The sequence below is a fragment of the Mesorhizobium sp. LNJC391B00 genome, assembly GCF_000502535.1.
Lineage (GTDB): Bacteria > Pseudomonadota > Alphaproteobacteria > Rhizobiales > Rhizobiaceae > Mesorhizobium.
On sequence record NZ_AYWI01000004.1, the window covers coordinates 149,116 to 168,121 of the forward strand.

17 protein-coding genes and 1 pseudogene are annotated in these 19,006 nt (G+C 63.7%); 12 read left to right on the top strand and 6 right to left on the bottom strand.

What is annotated here, in order from left to right; all coding sequences use genetic code 11:
* The first annotated feature begins 87 nt into the window (after positions 1 to 87).
* The 3 genes from X750_RS153075 (at position 88) to X750_RS153065 (ending at position 1,927) form a co-directional block, all read left to right on the top strand.
* Positions 88 to 342, top strand: coding sequence for a type II toxin-antitoxin system Phd/YefM family antitoxin (locus X750_RS153075; RefSeq protein WP_023684084.1), 255 nt, complete (start codon positions 88 to 90; stop codon positions 340 to 342).
* Positions 342 to 743 carry a type II toxin-antitoxin system VapC family toxin gene (locus tag X750_RS153070; protein ID WP_023747324.1) on the top strand — a complete coding sequence of 134 codons (402 nt, stop codon included), beginning with the start codon at positions 342 to 344 and terminating at the stop codon, positions 741 to 743. The genes X750_RS153075 and X750_RS153070 overlap by 1 nt, the downstream gene beginning before the upstream one ends.
* Before the next feature lie 134 nt (positions 744 to 877).
* Positions 878 to 1,927 carry an aldo/keto reductase gene (locus X750_RS153065; RefSeq protein WP_023747325.1) on the top strand — a complete coding sequence of 350 codons (1,050 nt, stop codon included), beginning with the start codon at positions 878 to 880 and terminating at the stop codon, positions 1,925 to 1,927.
* 51 nt (positions 1,928 to 1,978) lie between these two features.
* Here X750_RS153065 and X750_RS153060 read toward each other — a convergent pair whose 3' ends face one another.
* Complete coding sequence (locus tag X750_RS153060; RefSeq protein WP_023747326.1) at positions 1,979 to 2,887, bottom strand: LysR family transcriptional regulator; 909 nt, start codon at positions 2,885 to 2,887, stop codon at positions 1,979 to 1,981.
* A 126-nt stretch (positions 2,888 to 3,013) separates the two neighbouring features.
* Between X750_RS153060 and X750_RS01000000162845 the strand changes: the two are divergent.
* Positions 3,014 to 4,157: pseudogene (locus X750_RS01000000162845) on the top strand (MFS transporter).
* 43 nt (positions 4,158 to 4,200) lie between these two features.
* Positions 4,201 to 5,235, top strand: a complete 1,035-nt coding sequence (locus tag X750_RS153055; protein ID WP_023747327.1) for an aldo/keto reductase — start codon at positions 4,201 to 4,203, stop codon at positions 5,233 to 5,235.
* Between the two features lie 59 nt (positions 5,236 to 5,294).
* Here the strand turns inward: X750_RS153055 and X750_RS153050 are convergent, their stop codons facing one another.
* The gene (locus tag X750_RS153050; protein ID WP_023668649.1) at positions 5,295 to 5,567 is read right to left on the bottom strand and encodes an usg protein; all 273 of its coding nucleotides are present in this window, start codon (positions 5,565 to 5,567) and stop codon (positions 5,295 to 5,297) included.
* Between the two features lie 305 nt (positions 5,568 to 5,872).
* Here X750_RS153050 and acs point away from each other — a divergent pair, with 305 nt between their 5' ends.
* Positions 5,873 to 7,828, top strand: a complete 1,956-nt coding sequence (gene acs / locus X750_RS153045; RefSeq protein WP_023747328.1) for an acetate--CoA ligase — start codon at positions 5,873 to 5,875, stop codon at positions 7,826 to 7,828.
* Between the two features lie 9 nt (positions 7,829 to 7,837).
* Positions 7,838 to 8,575 (top strand): MOSC domain-containing protein, encoded by a 738-nt coding sequence (locus X750_RS153040; RefSeq protein ID WP_023698245.1) that lies wholly within the window; start codon positions 7,838 to 7,840, stop codon positions 8,573 to 8,575.
* A gap of 66 nt (positions 8,576 to 8,641) precedes the next feature.
* Here X750_RS153040 and X750_RS153035 read toward each other — a convergent pair whose 3' ends face one another.
* Together X750_RS153035 and X750_RS153030 are read right to left on the bottom strand one after the other, a co-directional pair.
* Complete coding sequence (locus X750_RS153035; RefSeq protein WP_023747329.1) at positions 8,642 to 9,910, bottom strand: cyclopropane-fatty-acyl-phospholipid synthase family protein; 1,269 nt, start codon at positions 9,908 to 9,910, stop codon at positions 8,642 to 8,644.
* A 387-nt stretch (positions 9,911 to 10,297) separates the two neighbouring features.
* Complete coding sequence (locus X750_RS153030) at positions 10,298 to 11,167, bottom strand: transglutaminase family protein (RefSeq protein WP_023693194.1); 870 nt, start codon at positions 11,165 to 11,167, stop codon at positions 10,298 to 10,300.
* A 180-nt stretch (positions 11,168 to 11,347) separates the two neighbouring features.
* Between X750_RS153030 and X750_RS153025 the strand changes: the two genes are divergently transcribed.
* On the top strand, positions 11,348 to 12,013 hold the full coding sequence (locus tag X750_RS153025; protein WP_023704958.1) for an HAD-IA family hydrolase: 666 nt from the start codon (positions 11,348 to 11,350) through the stop codon (positions 12,011 to 12,013).
* A gap of 110 nt (positions 12,014 to 12,123) precedes the next feature.
* Here X750_RS153025 and X750_RS153020 read toward each other — a convergent pair whose 3' ends face one another.
* A complete protein-coding gene (locus tag X750_RS153020) occupies positions 12,124 to 12,330 on the bottom strand; it encodes a DUF1674 domain-containing protein (RefSeq protein ID WP_023688862.1) in 207 nt (68 codons plus the stop codon).
* A 105-nt stretch (positions 12,331 to 12,435) separates the two neighbouring features.
* Here X750_RS153020 and htpX point away from each other — a divergent pair, with 105 nt between their 5' ends.
* Both htpX and X750_RS153010 read left to right on the top strand, forming a co-directional pair.
* Positions 12,436 to 13,461 carry a zinc metalloprotease HtpX gene (gene htpX, locus X750_RS153015; RefSeq protein ID WP_023747330.1) on the top strand — a complete coding sequence of 342 codons (1,026 nt, stop codon included), beginning with the start codon at positions 12,436 to 12,438 and terminating at the stop codon, positions 13,459 to 13,461.
* The gene (locus X750_RS153010) at positions 13,452 to 14,837 is read left to right on the top strand and encodes an RsmB/NOP family class I SAM-dependent RNA methyltransferase (RefSeq protein WP_023747331.1); all 1,386 of its coding nucleotides are present in this window, start codon (positions 13,452 to 13,454) and stop codon (positions 14,835 to 14,837) included. The genes htpX and X750_RS153010 overlap by 10 nt, the downstream gene beginning before the upstream one ends.
* A 258-nt stretch (positions 14,838 to 15,095) precedes the next feature.
* On the opposite strand, the gene X750_RS153005 is transcribed toward X750_RS153010, so the two are convergent.
* Entirely contained in the window at positions 15,096 to 16,028 is a 933-nt protein-coding gene (locus X750_RS153005; RefSeq protein ID WP_023747332.1) for a phytanoyl-CoA dioxygenase family protein, read from the bottom strand.
* A 93-nt stretch (positions 16,029 to 16,121) separates the two neighbouring features.
* Between X750_RS153005 and X750_RS153000 the strand changes: the two genes are divergently transcribed.
* Positions 16,122 to 16,964, top strand: a complete 843-nt coding sequence (locus tag X750_RS153000; RefSeq protein WP_023698251.1) for an AraC family transcriptional regulator — start codon at positions 16,122 to 16,124, stop codon at positions 16,962 to 16,964.
* A gap of 217 nt (positions 16,965 to 17,181) precedes the next feature.
* Complete coding sequence (locus X750_RS152995) at positions 17,182 to 18,906, top strand: heparinase II/III family protein (protein WP_023732954.1); 1,725 nt, start codon at positions 17,182 to 17,184, stop codon at positions 18,904 to 18,906.
* The last annotated feature ends 100 nt before the right edge of the window (positions 18,907 to 19,006 follow it).

Genomic DNA, 19,006 nt, shown 5'->3' on the forward strand with positions numbered 1-19,006 from the left:
CTCGGTGATCTCGCCGCCCTAACAGTAGCATTGTTGCTGCATCGCTGCAGCGATGCTATATCTAGCCAAGCTAGCTAGGTACCTTCCATGAACTGGCATCTGCAGGACGCAAAAAACAATCTCTCGAAGCTGGTTCAGCAGGCTCGTGAAAAGGGCCCGCAGACCATCACCTTGCGTGGAAAGCCCGCTGCTGTCGTGTTGGCCGCTGAAGAATACGAAAGGCTCGTCGGCTCTAAGCCCTCACTTGCGGAATACCTTCTTTCCGGTCCCGAATGGGACGACGACTTCGTCGAAGAGGTCAATCGCCGCTCCAAGGGGCCCGGCCGAGACGTGGACCTCTGATGTTTCTTCTGGACACGAACGTCGTGTCGGATGCGCGAAAGCGAGGGGGGCCAGTGGCGGATTGGATAATCAAGCAAGAGCGCCAGTCTCTGTTCCTAAGCGTCATCACGCTCGGTGAAATCGCACGCGGAATCGAAATGAAGCGGCGAAACGACCCCGACACTGCAAACCATTTAGCAGCGTGGTTCCACGGTCTGCGCCACAGCTACGAAAACCGAATTCTCGGCATAGACGAGAACATCGCTGCCCAATGGGGTCGCATCTCCGCGATCCGCACGCGCGGCGACGCAGATGGGCTTATAGCCGCGACGGCGCTCTTCCACGATCTCATACTGGTCACACGCAACGTCGCCGATTTCGACGATACTGCCGTCACAATGTTCAACCCTTGGGAAGCCTGACCCGCCTGTGTTGATCCCGTGTTGGGTCGGCTGCAGGTTGAGCCAGAGCCGGCCCATCATTGTACCACCACTGGAAACGAAACGCACCGTTCCTATTTGCTTGGCGTCATCACCAATCTGCTGGAGCCGCCACCATGCGCTACAATCAACTCGGAAATACGGGGATGTTCGTCTCCGAACTGTGCCTCGGCACCATGACCTTCGGCGCCGCCGGCGAGAATGCCCAATGGGGCCTGATCGCCAGCCTCGACCAGAAGGGCGTCAACGACATCGTTGCCCGTTCCATCGCCGCCGGCGTCAATTTCTTCGACACGGCCGACGTCTATTCATTCGGCCAGTCCGAACGCCTGCTTGGCCAGTCGCTCAAGGATCTTGGCGTCAAACGCTCGGACGTCGTCATTGCCACCAAGGTGCATGGCGCCATGGGCCAGGGCCCGAACGAGCGCGGCTCTTCGCGCGGCCACATCATGGATTCGGTCGAGGGCAGCCTGGAGCGGCTGCAGCTAGACCATATCGATCTCTACCAGCTGCACGGCACCGACACCGTGACGCCAGTCGACGAGACGCTGCGGGCGCTCGACGATCTCGTTGCCAGCGGTAAGGTCCGCTATGTCGGCGTCTCCAACTGGGCGGCCTGGCGCATCGCCAAGGCGCTGGGCGTTGCCGAGCGCAAGGGATTTTCCCGCTTCGAGACCATCCAGTCCTATTACTCGATCGCCGGCCGCGACCTCGAGCGCGAGATCGTGCCGCTCATCAACGAGGAAAAGCTCGGCCTGATGGTCTGGTCGCCAATGGCCGGCGGCCTGCTGTCGGGCAAATACGGCCCCGGCGCGCCCGGCAATGGCGAAGGCCGCCGCGCCGCCTTCAACTTCCCGCCGGTCGATGAGGACCGCGCCTGGGCGGCTGTCGCCGCGATGCGCGAGATCGCCCAGAAGCACGGCGTCAGCGTCGCCACGGTGGCGCTCGGCTATGTCCTGGCCAAACCTTTCGTCATGAGCGTCATCATCGGCGCCAGCCGCATGGAGCAGCTCGAGCAGAACCTTGCCGCGGCCGAGGTGAAGCTCGACGCCGATGATCTCGCCAGACTGGATGAGGTCAGTGCGCTGCCGGCCGAATATCCCGGCTGGATGCTGGAGCGTCAGGGCGCCGGTCGCCGCCCGGCGCCGTTCACCCCGAAGAAATAGTCATCGCTGTCGCCTGATGCTTGGGGGGTCATCTGGCTCCCCAACGTCTTTTCAGCTCATCCGCACGCTCTCGACCAGAAAGTCGAGAAACGCCCGCACCCGTGCGGGCAAATGCCGGCCCTGGCCGACATAGACGGCGTGGGTAGGCTCCTCGTCGCCCGGATTGAAATCCTCCAGCAGCGCCGTCAGCCGCCCCGCCGCGATGTCATCGGCCACATGCCAGTGTGCCAGCCGGGCGATGCCGGCGCCGCCGACCGCCATCAACCGCATCGACTCGCCATCGCCGACCAGCGTGTTTCCCACGATGGGAACCGTGATGGCATTGTCAGCTGCGTCGACAAACTGCCAGCCATCGACATGCCGGACAAAGCCGAAAGCCATGCGATTGTGCCGGTCGAGATCTGCTGGAACCAGCGGCGTGCCATGCGTCTTGAGATAGGACGGTGCGGCAACGACTGTCATCCGGCTTTGCCCGAGCTTGCGCGCCACCAGCCGCGACTCGCCGAGCGGCCCGGCGCGGATGGCGACGTCGGCACGTTCAGCCATCAGATCGATGACGCTGTCGGTAAGCACCAGATCGACCGAAATCCCGGGGTAGCGTTCGAGGAAATCAGGCAGCAACGGGATCAGCCGATGCACCCCGAAGGGCACATAGGAGTTGACGCGCAGCCGTCCGCGCGGCGCGGCACCCACGGCCGCCTCGCGCTCGGCCGCCGCCATATCGGCCAGGATGCGCACCCCGCTATCATAGAACGCCGTCCCTTCCGGCGTCAGCTGCAGCTTGCGCGTCGAGCGGGTGACCAGCCGCGCGCCGAGCCTTGCCTCCAGTCGCGCGATCAGCTTGCTCACCGCCGACGGTGTCATACGCAGCGAACGAGCCGCAGCCGAGAAGCTGCTCGCCTCGACGACGCGGACGAACACTTCGATCTCGCCGGAACGGTTGATATCGGGTCTGGCCATTTGTGAATCTATTTCACAGGAGATATGCCCAAGGCAAGTCTGGTTCACAAGGCATGCCAACACGATCTCTGCGGTCGGGGCGCGGGTCTGGACAGCGCGCTCATCGAGTTCGAACTGGAAACCGCCATGCCTCTTGCTCTCTACGCCCTCGCTGCCGGAGCCTTCGGCATCGGTGTCACCGAATTCGTCATCATGGGGCTGCTGATCGATGTCAGCAAAGATCTCGGAGTCTCGATCTCGGCCGCCGGCCAGTTGATTTCGGGCTACGCGTTGGGCGTCGTCATCGGCGCGCCGCTTTTGACCATCGCCACCGGCAACTGGCCCCGCAAGACCGTCCTTCTGGCCCTTATGGCGATCTTCACGCTCGGCAACCTCGCCTGTGCGATCGCCCCCGGCTACTGGACGCTGATGGGCGCCCGCATCATCACCGCCTTTGCCCATGGCACTTTCTTTGGCGTCGGCTCGGTGGTCGCCACCGGCCTGGTCGCGCCCAACAAGAAAGCCTCGGCGATCGCGCTGATGTTCACCGGCCTGACTATCGCCAACATCCTCGGCGTGCCCTTCGGCACCTGGCTCGGCCAGACCTTCGGCTGGCGCGCCACCTTCTGGGCGGTAACCCTGGTCGGCTTGGCAGCCTTTGCCGTCATCCTGCTTCTGGTGCCGCGCAGCAAGGAAGCGCCCGAGAAGACCAATCTGCGCGCCGACCTCGCCGTGCTGCGCCGCACGCCGGTGCTGCTCGGCCTCGCCACCACCGTGCTCGGCTATGCCGGCGTCTTCGCCGTCTTCACCTACATCGCCCCGCTGCTCACCGAGNCTCGTCTTCGGCGGTGGCCTCCTCGCCGGCAATCTGCTTGGCGGCAAGGTCGCCGACCGCTGGTTGGTGCCGGCGGTGCTCGGCAGCCTCGTGGTGCTGGCGTTGGTGCTGGCCACAATGACCTTCGCCGTCCACAGCCAAATCCTGGCCGTCATCTATGTCGGCCTGCTTGGTGCCGCCGCCTTCGCCACCGTGGCGCCGCTGCAGATGTGGGTGCTGGAAAAGGCGCAAGGCGCGGGCCAGAGCCTCGCCTCGTCCTTCAACATCGCCGCCTTCAACCTCGGCAATGCCGCCGGCGCTTGGCTTGGCGGCGCGGTGATTGCCCATGGCCTCGGCCTCGGCTCACTAACCTGGATCGCCGCTTTGCTGCCGGTCGCGGCTCTTGGCGTCGCTGCCCTGGCGCTGCGCCTCGATCGCGCCCCCACAATCGGGGCGCCGGTCTGCGCCCAGTCATGAGCATCACGCGCAATCCTTCTTCGACATCATCAAGGAGCATAAAATGGATTATCGACGTCTCGGCGCATCGGGCCTGAAAGTGCCCGCACTCTCTTTCGGCGCCGGCACTTTCGGCGGCTCCGGGCCGCTGTTCGGGGCCTGGGGCAACAGCGACGCCAAGGAAGCGCGGCGGCTGATCGACATCTGCCTCGAGGCCGGCGTCAATCTGTTCGACACCGCCGATGTCTATTCGAACGGCGCCTCTGAGGAAGTGCTTGGCGAAGCCATCAAAGGCCGCCGCGACGCGGTGCTGATCTCGACCAAGACTTCGCTGCCGATGGGCGACAGACCGGCCGACTACGGCTCGTCGCGCTCGCGGCTGATCAAAGCCGTCGACGCCGCCCTGAAGCGCATGGGCACCGATTACATCGACCTGTTGCAGCTGCACGCCTTCGATGCCGGCACGCCGATCGAGGAGGTGTTGTCGACGATGGACGACCTCGTGCGCGCCGGCAAGCTGCGCTATGTCGGCGTCTCCAACTTCTCCGGCTGGCAGGTGATGAAATCGCTGGCGGAAGCTGACAAGCATGCTTATCCGCGCTACGCCGCGCATCAGGTCTACTACTCGCTGGTCGGTCGCGACTATGAATGGGAGCTGATGCCGCTCGGTATCGACCAGGGCATCGGCGCGCTGGTGTGGAGCCCGCTCGGCTGGGGCCGCCTGACCGGCAAGATCCGCCGCGGCCAGCCCCTGCCGGAAAAGAGCCGGCTGCACGACACCGCCGATTTCGGCCCGCCGGTCGCGGACGAACATCTCTACCGGGTCATGGACGCGCTTGATGCGATGGCTGAAGAGACCGGCAAGACCGTGCCGCAGATCGCCATCAACTGGCTCTTGCAGCGCCCGACCGTGTCCTCGGTCATCATCGGCGCCCGCAACGAGGAACAGCTGCGCCAGAACCTCGGCGCCGTCAGCTGGGCGTTGACGCCGGAGCAGGTCAAAAAGCTCGACAAGGCAAGCGAAGTGACCGCGCCCTACCCGTACTTCCCCTATCACCGCCAGGAAGGTTTCGCCCGGCTGAACCCGCCTGCGGTGTGATCGCCGACGTTGAAGCTGCCAATCTCCCCCCTCGCGGGGGAGATCAGCTATACTGCCGCTCAGTGCAGCACGAACTCCCCATCCACCTTCCGCCATTCGTTCGGCGCGATCAGCTTCTGGTGCGTGTAGCTGATCGAATGCAGCGGCCCGTCGAGCCTGGCCTTCCAGAACTCGATGAACTTGATCAGCACCGGAAACTTCGGCGCCAGATCGTAATCCTGCCAGATGAAGCTCTGCAGCAGATGCGGGTGGTCGGGAAAATGGTACAGAATCTTGGCCGTGGTCAGGCCGTACCCCTTGAGCATCAGGTCCATTTCGGAATGATCGCGCATGACAGCCCCTTGGCCTAGTTGATTCTCCATTCCTCCCAACACTGAATTGTGCGCGCCGTTCCTTAACTGTCTATGATTTTCCTGATCCCAGTCGGGTTTTATGCACGAAAACATGCAGTTAGCAGCGACCGCTGCCGAGTGCTGATACAACCGAAACGGGAGCTGCGGCATCCCGCCACGCGAATCCAACGTCTAATGTTGCCGTCAGCGCGGAACTGTTAATAATGCCGCCGAATTCGCGGCTGCGTCGCCGTGATCCTGGCTGTGGTCAAGCCGGCGGGGTGGTTTGGGAGGAAAGTGAAGACATGTCCGAGGTTAAGATCCACCGCGTCCAGCCGGCGTGGAAGAAGAACGCGCTGATCGACAACGACACCTACCTCAAATGGTATAACGACAGCGTGAAGAATCCGGACAAGTTCTGGGGCAAGCACGGCAAGCGCATCGACTGGTTCAAGCCGTTCAGCAAGGTCAAGAACACCTCCTTCGAGGGCAAGGTCTCGATCAAATGGTTCGAGGACGGCGAAACTAACGTCTCCTACAACTGCATCGACCGCCATTTGAAGAAGCGCGGCAACCAGACCGCCATCATCTGGGAAGGCGACAATCCCTACGACGACAAGAAGGTCACCTACAACGAACTTTACGAGCATGTCTGCCGGCTCGCCAATGTGATGAAGAAGCACGGCGTCAGGAAGGGCGACCGCGTCACCATCTACATGCCGATGATCCCGGAAGCCGCATACGCGATGCTGGCTTGCACCCGCATCGGCGCCATCCACTCGATCGTCTTTGGCGGCTTTTCACCGGACGCGCTGGCCGGCCGCATCGATGACTGCAAGTCGACCTTCGTCATCACCGCCGATGAGGGCCTGCGCGGCGGCAAGCCGATCCCGCTGAAGGAAAACACCGACAGAGCGATCGAAATCGCCGCCAAGGCCGGCACCAAGGTCGAAAAAGTGGTCGTCGTTCGCCGCACCGGCGGCAAGACCGGCTGGGTCCAGGGACGCGACATCTGGTACCATGACGAGATCGCCACGGTGAAAGGCGACTGCAAGCCGGAGAAGATGAAGGCCGAGGATCCGCTGTTCATCCTCTATACCTCAGGCTCGACCGGCAAGCCGAAGGGCGTGCTGCACACCACCGCCGGCTATCTCGTCTATGTCTCGATGACCCACCAATATGTCTTCGACTACCATGATGGCGATATCTACTGGTGCACCGCCGATGTCGGTTGGGTCACCGGCCACAGCTATATCGTCTATGGCCCGCTCGCCAACGGCGCCACCACGCTGATGTTCGAGGGCGTGCCGAACTACCCCTCGCAGTCGCGCTTCTGGGAAGTCATCGACAAGCACAAGGTCAACATCTTCTACACCGCGCCGACGGCACTGCGCGCGCTGATGGGCGCCGGCGACGAACCGGTGAAGAAGACCTCGCGCAAGTCGCTGCGCGTGCTGGGCTCGGTCGGCGAACCGATCAATCCGGAAGCTTGGGAGTGGTATTTCAACATCGTCGGCAACGGCAAGGTGCCGATCGTCGACACATGGTGGCAGACCGAGACCGGCGGCATCCTGATCACGCCGCTGCCCGGCGCCACCGACCTCAAGGCGGGTTCGGCGACGCGGCCCTTCTTCGGCATCGAGCCGCAGCTGGTCGACGGCGAAGGCAAGGTGCTGGAAGGGGCGGCCGACGGCAATCTCTGCATCGCCGATTCCTGGCCCGGCCAGATGCGCACGGTCTATGGCGATCACGACCGCTTCGTGCAGACCTATTTCTCCACCTACAAGGGCAAATACTTCACCGGAGACGGCTGTCGCCGGGACGCCGATGGCTATTACTGGATCACTGGCCGCGTCGACGACGTCATCAACGTTTCCGGCCACCGCATGGGAACGGCCGAGGTCGAATCGGCGCTCGTCAGCCATGAGAAGGTGTCGGAAGCAGCTGTCGTCGGCTATGCCCACGACATCAAGGGCCAGGGCATCTACAGCTACGTTACCTTGATGAAAGGCGTGGAGCCGAGCGAGGAACTGCGCAAGGAGCTCGTGGCCCATGTCCGCAAGGAGATCGGCGCCATCGCCTCGCCCGACAAGCTGCAGTTCGCGCCCGGACTGCCGAAAACCCGCTCCGGCAAGATCATGCGCCGTATCCTGCGCAAGATCGCCGAGGACGATTTTTCCGCACTCGGCGATACCTCGACACTGGCCGATCCGGCCGTGGTCGATGATCTGATCGCCAACCGCCAGAACAAGAAGGGCTGAGGGGATTTGATGGCTGCACTGGGCGCAGTCACGGAGCTCTGGCGTTACCCTGCAAGTTCGCTTGCCGGCGAACGCCAGGACGCCATTTCGGTCGGCCTTGAAACCATCGACGGCGACCGGCTGTTCGGCCTTGTCGATGTCTCGGACAATGAGATCGCGCGGCCCGACCGCGACGCCAAGTGGCACAAGGTGCCGCGCATCCGCACCCGGCTGAGCAAGGACCGCAAGCTGGAGATCGCCGTTCCCGACGGCGACTGGCTGGTAGCGCCGGGCGCTGAATGCGACAGCGCCGTCTCGACCTATCTCGGCTTCGCCGCCTCGATCCGGCCGTTCAGCCAGGACAACGCCCCCGGCTACACCGGCCCGCTCACCGCGGCGCGCTACCGCAAAGCGCCGATCCATCTCTTGACCACCGCATCGCTGGCGCGGCTCAAGGCGCTGCACCCCGAAGGCATTCCCGATCCGCGCCGCTTCCGCCCCAACATCGTTATCGACATGGCGGCGGTCGAAAGCTCGTTTCCCGAGACCGAATGGATTGGCCGCAAGCTTGCCATCGGCGACCTGCTGGTGACCGTCTCGGAGCCGTGCCGCCGCTGCGGCTTCACCATCATCAGCCAGGACGGCTTCGACCACGATCCCGGCATCCTGCGCAATCTGGTCCGCCACAACGCCCATAATCTCGGCGTCTATTGCACTGTGGACAGGCCTGCCCGCGTCGAGATCGGCGCGCCGATGCGGTTCGTGTAGGCCTCTACCGCGAGGCAGCGAATCGCAGACCTTGGAAAGCGTGGGGTTCGGCCCCGAATCCTATCTCTACCGATACAGATCCGCCCGTGTCGGCGGCAGCCCGCTCGGGCCGCGTGCGCGTTTGGTGACGACGGTCTGAAAAATCTGCGCCGAGGCGCGCTCGAAGGTGATCGAGCAGCCGGTGAGATAAAGCAGCCACAGCCGTGCCTTGGCATCGCCGACTTCGGCGACCGCCTCGTCGAAGCGAGCCTGCAGCCGCTCGGCCCACAGCCGGCAGGTGCGCGCATAGTGCTCGCGCAGATTCTCGACGTCGTAGACCAGGAAGCCATGCGCCTCCAGATTGCCCAGCGTCATGCCGATCGTGTCGAGTTCGCCGCCTGGGAAAATGTATTTGAGCAGCGCCTTGAACTCCGGCCCCTTGCGCAAGGTTTTCTTCAAGTCGCCCTTGCTGCGCCTGGTGATGGCGTGGTGCAGATAGATGCCGCCGGGCTTCAGCAAGCGATGGATGGTCTTGAAATAGCTGGCGTGGTTGGCGAGGCCGAGATGCTCGAACATGCCGATCGACGATATCTTGTCGAAGGAGCCTTTGAGTTCCGCATAGGATTTGATCTCGATGGTGATGCGGTCCTGCAGCCCTTCGGCGCGGATGCGCTCGCGGGCGAGATCGGTCTGCGCCTGCGACAGCGACACGCCATGGCCGACGACGCCGTAATTTTTGGCCGCATGGATCAGCATGGCGCCCCAGCCGCAGCCGATGTCGAGCAGCTTTTCGCCCGATTTCAGCCTGAGCTTGCGGCAGATATGGTCGAGCTTGTCGGCCTGCGCCTGGTCGATGCCATTGGCGAAATCCGTAAAGTAGCCGCAGCTGTAGACCATGCGCTCGTCGAGGAAGAGCCGGTAAAAGGCATTCGAAATGTCGTAGTGATGCTGGATCGCCTCCTGGCTCGACCCGCTGACATAGGGGTTGCGACCCGACAGATCGGTGCGTGCACTCATCTGCTTGCGTGACAGGAGCACCGCCGGCAGGTCGCGCAGGATCGCCAGCTTCGGCAGTGACTTGAGCTTGGTCCTGAGCTTGCCTTGCGACGGCAGTGCGTAGAAATCGAAAATCGTCCCGTCTTCGATGTCTATCGTCTTGGAAATCCACATCTCGATCAGCGTCGACAACGATGGCCGCTTCACCACCTGCCAGACGATGTCCTGGTCGTTGATGGTGAGCACGGGCCCGGTGGCGGGACCGATCCGCTCGCCGGTCCACAGCTTGACCGCAAAACCCGGCTTCAGCGTTTCGATCACCGTTCGCACGATGCGCGCGGCCTTCTCGGCTGCCTCCATGGCCATCCTCCCGAGTCCTGACAATCCACCTTGCATGGATTTTGCCCGCCCTCGCGGCTCTTCGCAACCCGGCGCAAAAGGCGGCTCGCCAGCTATTTCAAATCGGCATCTTGTTTTTTGCTGCAACGCACCCCATCATCTGTACGTGTTCAACAAATCGAAAGGAGGTGATCCGATGTCGAGTGATTTCGTTTTCCAGAACGTGGCCTCAGCGGATTGCACTTTCGGGAAGCAGTCTTCCCGTTAAGGCGCGATAAGCGCGGCGGGTGACCTCGGTCGCCGCCATTGGCCGCGCCACGGACGGAAACACGGAAGGCCGCCGGCTTCGTCAAGGAGCGGCGGCCTTTTCCATTTCCGGATTGTGTGTCGAAGCGGATCAGAATCCGGTCACGCCAGCATCCGCGCGCTCACCGTCTTGTCGACGCCGTGATAGGGCGGGTTGAACAGATTGCCTTCCTGCTCGTAGGTCCAGACCTTGAACAGCGAAAGTTGGTGCGGGCCGAAGCTGTGCAGCAGCGGGACATCCGTGGCATCACGACCGCGCGCGATGACGACGCGGCCTATCCTCGGACGATTATGACGCGGGTCGAACGTGTACCATTTGCCGTCGAGGAACACTTCCATCCAGGCCGAAAAATCCATCGGCGCCGGGTCGGCCGGTACGCCGATGTCGCCGAGATAACCGTTCACATAGCGGGCCGGGATGTTCATGCAGCGGCAGAGCGTGATCGCCAGATGGGCGAAGTCGCGGCATACGCCAACCTGCTCCTCATGCGCTTGGGCTGCGGTGCGCGTCGACCGCGCATAGCCATAGCCGAAGGACAGCCGGTTGTGGACATAGTCGACGATCGCCTGCACCCGCGCCCAGCCGGAGGGAACATGGCCGAAAAGCTGCCAGGCCAGACTGCTCAGATGATCGGTCTCGCAATAGCGGCTGCCGAGGAGGTAGCCGAGCACATCGTCCGGCAGTTCCGCCACCGGCACTTCCCTGGCCAGCGTGTTGACCGCGTCAGGCTCCCCGCTGTCCTCGACGGCTGCGTCATAGAGAATGCGGAAACTGCCGGCGGGTGCGGTGAAGCGGCGGCAGGTATTGCCGAACAGATCGTGATAGACCTTGCTCGGCACTGAAGGCGACGTCAGCACGCGCGTCTGCCGTTTGATGTCGGCCTGACGATCCCTGTGGATATCAAGCAGCGAGATGACCGGCGTGGCGCCGACGCATTCAATGGCGATTTCGTAGCCGAGCCGGATCAGCACAATGATTGCCCCTTCGATCCCGTGGAAAACAGTATGCTCAAAACGCCAGAGGCGGGACCATGGTTCCCTGGAACTATCGAAAAGGCTCTCCCGCGGCTTCCCAGGCAGGCGTGGCGACGTTACGGTCGCACGACATGTTTCGACCCTCCCGAAACGATCCCTAACCCCGTGGAAAATCTGATGTTTGCAGGCAGAAAATTCGCCGCGTTCCTGTTCGATATGGATGGCACGGTGCTCAATTCGATCGCCTCGGCCGAGCGCGTCTGGGCGGCGTGGGCGCTTAAGCACGGTCTCGACGTCGAAGCCTTCCTGCCGACGATCCATGGCGTGCGGGCGGTCGAGACCATCACCAGGCTGGCGCTTCCCGGCCTCGACCCTGTTCATGAGGCGTTTGTGCTGTTGCAGGCCGAGTCGGACGATGTCGAAGGCGTGCTGCCGATCGCCGGCGCCGTGCCGTTCCTCAACGCTTTGCCGCCAGAGCGCTGGGCGATCGTCACCTCGGCGCCGCGCCCGTTGGCGCTGCTGCGCATGCGGGCCGCCGGCATCCCGGTTCCCGCCTTGGTGGTCGCGGCCGAGGATGTGTCGCACGGCAAGCCGGCGCCCGACTGTTTCCTGCTGGCGGCAAAACGGCTCGGCGTCGATATCGGCGACTGTCTGGTCTTCGAGGACGCACCGGCCGGTATCGCGGCGGCGGAAGCAGCGGGCGCGTCGGTGATGGTGATCAGCGCCACTCACCAGCATCCAATGACGACTCAGCACAACTCGATTGGCGGCTACGAAACCGTCTCCATCGCCATCGATGACAGCGGCTGGATGACGCTGGGGGCACAGCGCAGCGCGGCCTGAGGAACTGGAGGACTGGAGGACTGGAGGACTGGAGGACTGGAGGACTGCTATGCGCCTTTTTCTTCAACTCTTCAGTTCACCAGTTCCCCAGTTCTTCCGTTCCTGAACCCCTAGAAATCGCTAGCCAGTCCCTTCACTTCCCAGTCGCCGTAGCGGCCGGGTTCCTTGCCGCCGCGGCCGCCGATTTCCTTCGGCAACGCAGCTTCCTTCTGGCGATACGCTTCACGGCGCGCCTCGGCTTCAGCCAGCGCCCGGCTGGCCGCCGGCGTCAGGTCCTTCTCCCGGTCGGCATCAGCTTTGCTGGGTTGGTCGGTCATGCGATAGTCCGGGCGGATTGAAACGAAGGGCGGCGTTTCCCATCATATAGCCATGAGTTCACCCCGATCGACCTTTTTTCGCCACGGCCGCACAGGGAGCAGATGATGAGCACGCTACGCACCACCATGCTCCTGGCCGCGATGACGGCGCTGTTCATGGGCGTCGGTTTTCTGATCGGCGGCACCGGCGGCATGATGATCGCCTTCCTGGTCGCCGCGGGCACCAATCTGTTCAGCTACTGGAATGCCGACAAGATGGTGCTGTCGATGAACCGCGCCGTCGAGGTCGATGCCAGGAACGCACCCGAATTCCACGCCATCGTCGGGGCGCTGGCCAAGCAGGCCGGCCTGCCGATGCCCAAGACCTATCTGATCGACAATCCGCAGCCGAACGCCTTCGCCACCGGCCGCAATCCAGAGAACGCCGCAGTCGCGGCCTCGACCGGGCTGCTGGAGCGCCTTTCGCATGAGGAGGTGGCGGCAGTCATGGCGCATGAGCTGGCCCACATCCAGCATCGCGACACGCTGACCATGACCATTGTCGCGACACTCGCCGGCGCCATCTCGATGCTCGGCAATTTCGCCTTCTTCTTCGGCGGCAGCCGCGACAACAACAACCCGTTCGGCTTTGTCGGCGTGCTGGTGGCGATGCTTGTCGCGCCCTTCGCCGCCATGATCGTGCAGATGGCGGTCAGCCGCACCCGCGAATACGAGGCCGACCGGCGCGGCGCCGAAATCGTTGGAAATCCGCTTTGGCTGGCATCGGCGCTTGACAAGATCGCCCGCGGCGCCGAACGCATCCGCAACCCGGATGCCGAACGCAATCCCGCGACCGCGCATCTCTTCATCATCAATCCTCTTCACGGCGAGCGCATGGACAGCCTGTTTTCGACCCACCCGAACACCGACAACCGCATCGCCGCGCTGCAGGCGATGGCGCGCGACATGGCAGGCCTCCAGCCGGCGCCGCGCCAGGCGCCGACGCCAGAGCAAACAGAAGAATTCCCGGCCGATGCCGAGCAAGGTCCGTGGGGTAAGGCAGCACGCCCCACGCAGCCGACCAAACCGGCCAAGCCGAAAGCCAATCCGTGGGGCCGCAATCCGACCGGACCCAAAGGTCCGTGGTCGTGAGCGGCGCCAGATCCCGGCCCGCACATTCAGGCGATCGCGAAAACAGCTCGGACGAATTCGTCGCCGGCTTCGCCGCGCGCAAGGCCGCGGCGCGGCTGCTGGCCGCCGTGATCGACGCCAAGACGCCGCTCGACGGGCTGACCGACCACGAGAACGGCCATCCGCAATACAAAGTGCTCGACCTGCGCGACCGCGGCCTGGTGCGCGCCATACTGGTGACCGCGCTGCGCTACCGCATGACCATTGCCGGGCTCCTCGCCCGCCGCCTTGAAAAGCCGCTGCCGCCCAACGCCACAGCTTTGTTGCACATCCTGCATGTTGCGGCGGCGCAGATCCTGTTCCTCGACATCCCCGACAGCGCCGCCGTCGATTTGGCTGTGACCCACGCCAAGTCGGACCCACGCACGCAGCGCTTTTCCGGCCTCGTCAACGGCGTGCTGCGCACTTTGGCGCGCGCCAAGGAGACCGAACTGCCTGCCGCTCTTGCCGCCACCGATGAGGCGCCAAAATGGTTCTCCGACCGGCTGAAGGCTGCCTATGGCGCCGAGATGACCAGACAGATCCTGGCGGCGCATCGCGTTGAGGCGCCGGTGGATTTCACGGTCAAGGCCGATCCCGAATTGTGGGCCGAAAAGCTCGGCGGCATCGTGCTGCCGACCGGCACGGTGCGAGTGGAAAAGCTCAGCGCCTCCGTCACCGAACTGCCGGGCTTCAGCGAAGGCGCATGGTGGGTCCAGGACGCCGCCGCCAGTTTTCCGGCGCGGCTGTTCGGCGATGTCAAAGGATTACGCGTCGCCGACCTCTGCGCCGCCCCCGGCGGCAAGACCGCTCAGCTTATCCTTGCCGGCGCCAAAGTCACCGCCTTGGACACCTCGAAGAACCGGCTGGCGCGGCTGACGCAGAACCTCGAACGGCTTGGGCTGTCCGCCGAGATCGTGCAGGCCGATCTGCTGAAATACCAGCCGGCGGAGCTTTTCGACGCCGTCCTGCTCGACGCGCCCTGCTCTTCCACAGGCACGGTTCGGCGCCACCCGGACGTGCCATGGACCAAGACGGTAGCCGACGTCGAAAAGCTAGCCGATCTGCAAGCAAAGCTGCTCGCCCGCGCCGTCACTTTGGTCAAACCGGGCGGCCGGATTGTTTTTTCCAACTGTTCGCTGGACCCGATCGAAGGCGAGGATCTGTATCGCGCCTTTCTGGCCGGCAACAAGACCGTCGCCGACGATCCGCTGCAGCCCGGCGAAATCGCTGGCATCGACGCCTTCCTGACCCCGCAAGGCACGCTGCGCACCACACCCGCCGATCTTGACCTTGGTTCGCCAGGGGTTTCCGGCCTGGACGGCTTCTTCGCCGCCCGCATGCGACGTGTCGCCTAGGATTTTGTCGGCAGAGCCGCAGCCCTTCGTGACTTCGTCATCCACGGGCGGAGCAAGGAGCGTAGCGACGCAGCGCAGACCCGAGGATGCCATGCCGCGACACATGAGCGCCGCTACGACGCAGAATTCTGCTCCGCTGCAACCCACGGCCAAGGTCACGGAATGGATCCCAGGGCCTCCGCGACGGAGCTTCGCTCCTGCTTCGCCCTGGGATGACGAAGTGCGAATGCCTCGACTAATCCCGAACGGCTGCGCCCCCTAAAGCATGTCGTCCAGGGACCAGTGCTTCCCCCACCTTGCATCGATCTCATCATCGACATTCTGGTAGCGGATATCGGTGGAGAGCCGGATACGCCCCTCCGCACTCTGGTTGGTCGTCGAGGCGTGGATCATGTAGGGCGAGTGGAGGACGACATCGCCGGCCTCGAAGTCCGCGATCAGCCAGCGTGTATCGAACCGCTCCGCCATGTCGGGCAGGTCCTTCGACACCCAGCCGCCCTCGCTCATGTTCCTGTTGTAGGCGCTGATGCGCTCCTGCGGGCTCAGCCCGGCATTGTCCCTGGCGAACCGGGCCTCCATGTCGAGGCCGATGGCGTGCGATCCCTCGAGATAAACCAGGCCGCCCATGTCGACGGGAACGTCGCCGATCGGGATCCAGGCCGTGACGATGCGGCTGGTGCCGCCGCGAAGATAGACGAGATCGTAATGCGCCGGCGTCGCCACGGTGGTGCCCGGTTGGGTGAAGCGCATGATCTTGCGCTTGTGCAAATAGGACAGCCCGCCGACGAACGCATCCATCAGCCGGGCCATCCGGGGCTGTGCGCAGAACCCTTCATAGGCGGTGGAGCGAACCAGCGCCATCAACCGGCGATCGGCGAGCTGACGGTCGAACGTGCCGGCCGCCAGGCCAAGCGCGGGATCGGACCCGGGCTGCAGCAAGCCGGTGTCGGCCAGATACGAAAACGCCCAGCCGCGAAAATCTATGACGTCGCGGCGCGGCAGGATACCTTTCAGCCAGACATAGCCTTGCTCGGCAAGGAGGCCTCGAATGGCATCGATGCCGATCCCGGCGTCGGTTGGCACGAGATGACCCAACCGGTTCGGCGCCATCGATAATGTCTTGCCGTTGGCGTTCAGATCGATTGACGCAACAGGACTCCGTCGTTGCATGCCACCTGTTGAGCTTGACATTTCAGCCACCTGCGATTTTCCATCCTTAGCTGGAAATGCCATACTGTTTGCACACTCGCCCATGGACGTAACGAAGCCATGGACTTTTCGCTCATGAACGATCTCTCTTACGCACTCTACAGATCCGCACCGGCCGCGGCCGGCGGCCTGTCGGTTACAGGGATTGGTCGGCATCGCGTCACGCAGGCGATCCAAGCGCGCAAATTGCCGGAATTCGCCGTGGTGCTGATTGAGAACGGTCAAGGCTGGCTTGAAACCAGGACTGCCGGCATGCAGACGATCCAAGCGCCGGCCCTGTTCTGGCTGCTTCCCGGGAGGATGCATTCCTACGGGCCGGACGCATCGGGCTGGCTCGAACGCTGGGCGCTCTTCGACGGCGCCTTGATACGCGATTTCACCCGGCTGCGGCTGATTGCCGAGGACGCCCCTGTCGTCCCCTTGCGCGACCTCGGCAAAATGCAGCGGCTGTTCGACAGGCTGCATGGTGAGCTGTCGCTCGATACGATGCTGAGCCAGGCAGAAGCCGCCGCCACGATGCATCGCATCGTCGTGCGTGCCGCCCGCCAGGCAATGGATTGGAACAACCGTCAACGAAACCCCAGCCTCCAGGATGCCGCCGACATGCAGCCCATCGTCGACGAATTGCGCCGCTGCGCGTGCGACCCGGTCGATCTCGATGCCTTCGCCGCGAAATTCTCGATGTCGCCGGCAACCTTGCGGCGCAGATTTGCGCGGGCAGCCGGCATGTCGCCCAAGGCCTTCCAACTGCGCACGAGGCTCGACCGCGCCAAACAGATGCTGGCCGCCTCCGATTCGCCCATCGAGTCCATTGCGGCCGCCGTCGGCATCCACGACGCCTTCTATTTCTCCCGTCTGTTTCGCGACCGCGAAAACTGTTCGCCCAGCGAATTTCGGTCTCGCCACAACCGCAAGTGAGTGCAGGATTGCCGGGCTTAAACCCGCGAAGCGCTTGACTTTTTTCGGGGTGGGTCGGTGGCCGGCAGCGTGAGGCGCTTCACGTCGGCGGAATTCGACTTCGCATAAGTTCTTGAATCATATAAGCTTGTGCTGGGGTACCGGAACATGATGCCGAAAAGTGTGACGCGGTTTTCGGGCGACAGCATGCTCTATCTCCAGGCGACGAGGAGGGGTTTTGGCACTGGCTGCCGGCAGCACGACACGTCTGTGGACGCTTGTCGCTAAGGAGTTTTGGCGCAAGACGCGCCGGCGCCTTCGCGCGGGGCCAGTTTATCGCTGGCGCTATTCCGGGCGCACGCCCGAACGCGTCCTGATTGCACCGCCCGACCTCAGGCTCGCCGATCCGCAGATCGCGCTCGAGATCTACTATGGCCGCTATCCGCTGTCGGGACACCTCGTCGAGACCGGCGGCAAATCGCCATTCCAGATCGATGTCGCCAATCGCGGCTGGGTGAAGACGCTGCACGGCTTTCGTTGGCTGCGCCATATGCGCGCCGCCGGCACCGAGCTGGCCGCCGCCAATGCACGCGCGCTTGTCTCCGACTGGATCGCCATGCATGGCAACCAGATTTCCGGCATAGCTTGGGAGCCCGGCACCACCGCCAAGCGAGTCATTGCCTGGTTGCAACACTCCTCGGTTGTCCTACAAGGGGCCGAATTTCCGTTCTATCGCGCCTTCCTGAAATCGCTCGCCGTGCAGATCCGCTATCTCCGCTCGATGGCGCGCGAAATGCCGGACGGCAAGGACAGGCTGCGCGCTCGCATCGCGCTTGCCTTCGCCGCGCTGTCGCTGCCGGCGCCGGCCTCGGCACTGCGCGGCGCCACCCGCAACCTGGCGGAAGAACTCGACCGCCAGATCCTTCCCGACGGCGGCCATATTTCGCGCAACCCGATGGCGGTTCTCGAACTGCTCGCCGATCTCCTGCCGCTGCGTCAGACCTATGCCAATCAGGCCGAAACGCCACCGGCAGCCCTGATGGGCGCCATCGACCGCATGCTGCCGGCGCTCCGTTTCTTCCGCCATCAGGATGGCAGCCTGGCCCGCTTCAACGGCATGGGCGCGACCATCCACGACCGCATTGCCACCATCTTGCGCCACGACGACACCGCCGGCGCGCCGCTGCTGCACGCGCCGCATTCCGGCTATGAGCGGCTGTGTATGGGCGGCGTTACGGTGATTGCCGATACCGGCCCGTCGCCGGCCGTCGATGTGTCCAACGCCGCGCATGCCGGGTGCCTGGCCTTCGAACTCTCGTCCGGTCGCCAGCATTATATCGTCAATGCCGGCATCGACACCTATGGCGCTGCCGAGTTCCGGCCGCTGGCCCGTGCCACTGCGGCGCATTCGACCGCCACCATCAACGACACCTCGTCGGCGCGGTTTTCCCATTCGCTGCGCGTCAACGACCTGCTCGGCTCACCCTTGCTCGGCGGCCCGCAGCATGTGCCTTGCAAGCGCATCGACCAGAAGGGCACGCAAGGCTTCATCGCCCGCCATGACGGCTATATGCAGCGCTTTGGCTTCCTGCATGAGCGCGAGCTGAAATTGTCGAGCGAGGGCAATGTGCTCGCCGGCAGGGATCGCTTCCTCCGCCCGGGCGGTGCGGCGATCCGCAACAATGGCCGCGACTTCGTCGTGGTGCGCTTCCACATCCACCCTGATATCAACCTTTTGCAGGACGAGCATGACCGCCTGGTGCTGACCGCCGACCAGGCCGACACCTGGGTGTTCACCTGCACCGAAGTGGTGCCGGAGGTCGAGGAATCGATCTATTTCGCCGGCCTTGGCGGCCCGCGCCGCAGCCGCCAGATCGTGCTCGCCTTCAAGGCCTCGGAGATCGCCGAGGTGCATTGGCAGCTCACGCGCACCGGCATCGCCGGCTATCCCGAGAACAGCTGAGCGTCGTTGCCGGCGCCGGCTTGATCGAGCTTCCGGCTTGATTTCCTGACCTCATGTGCTACGGCCCGGCAACGCTCTCCAATCAGCCCTGAAAGGCCGC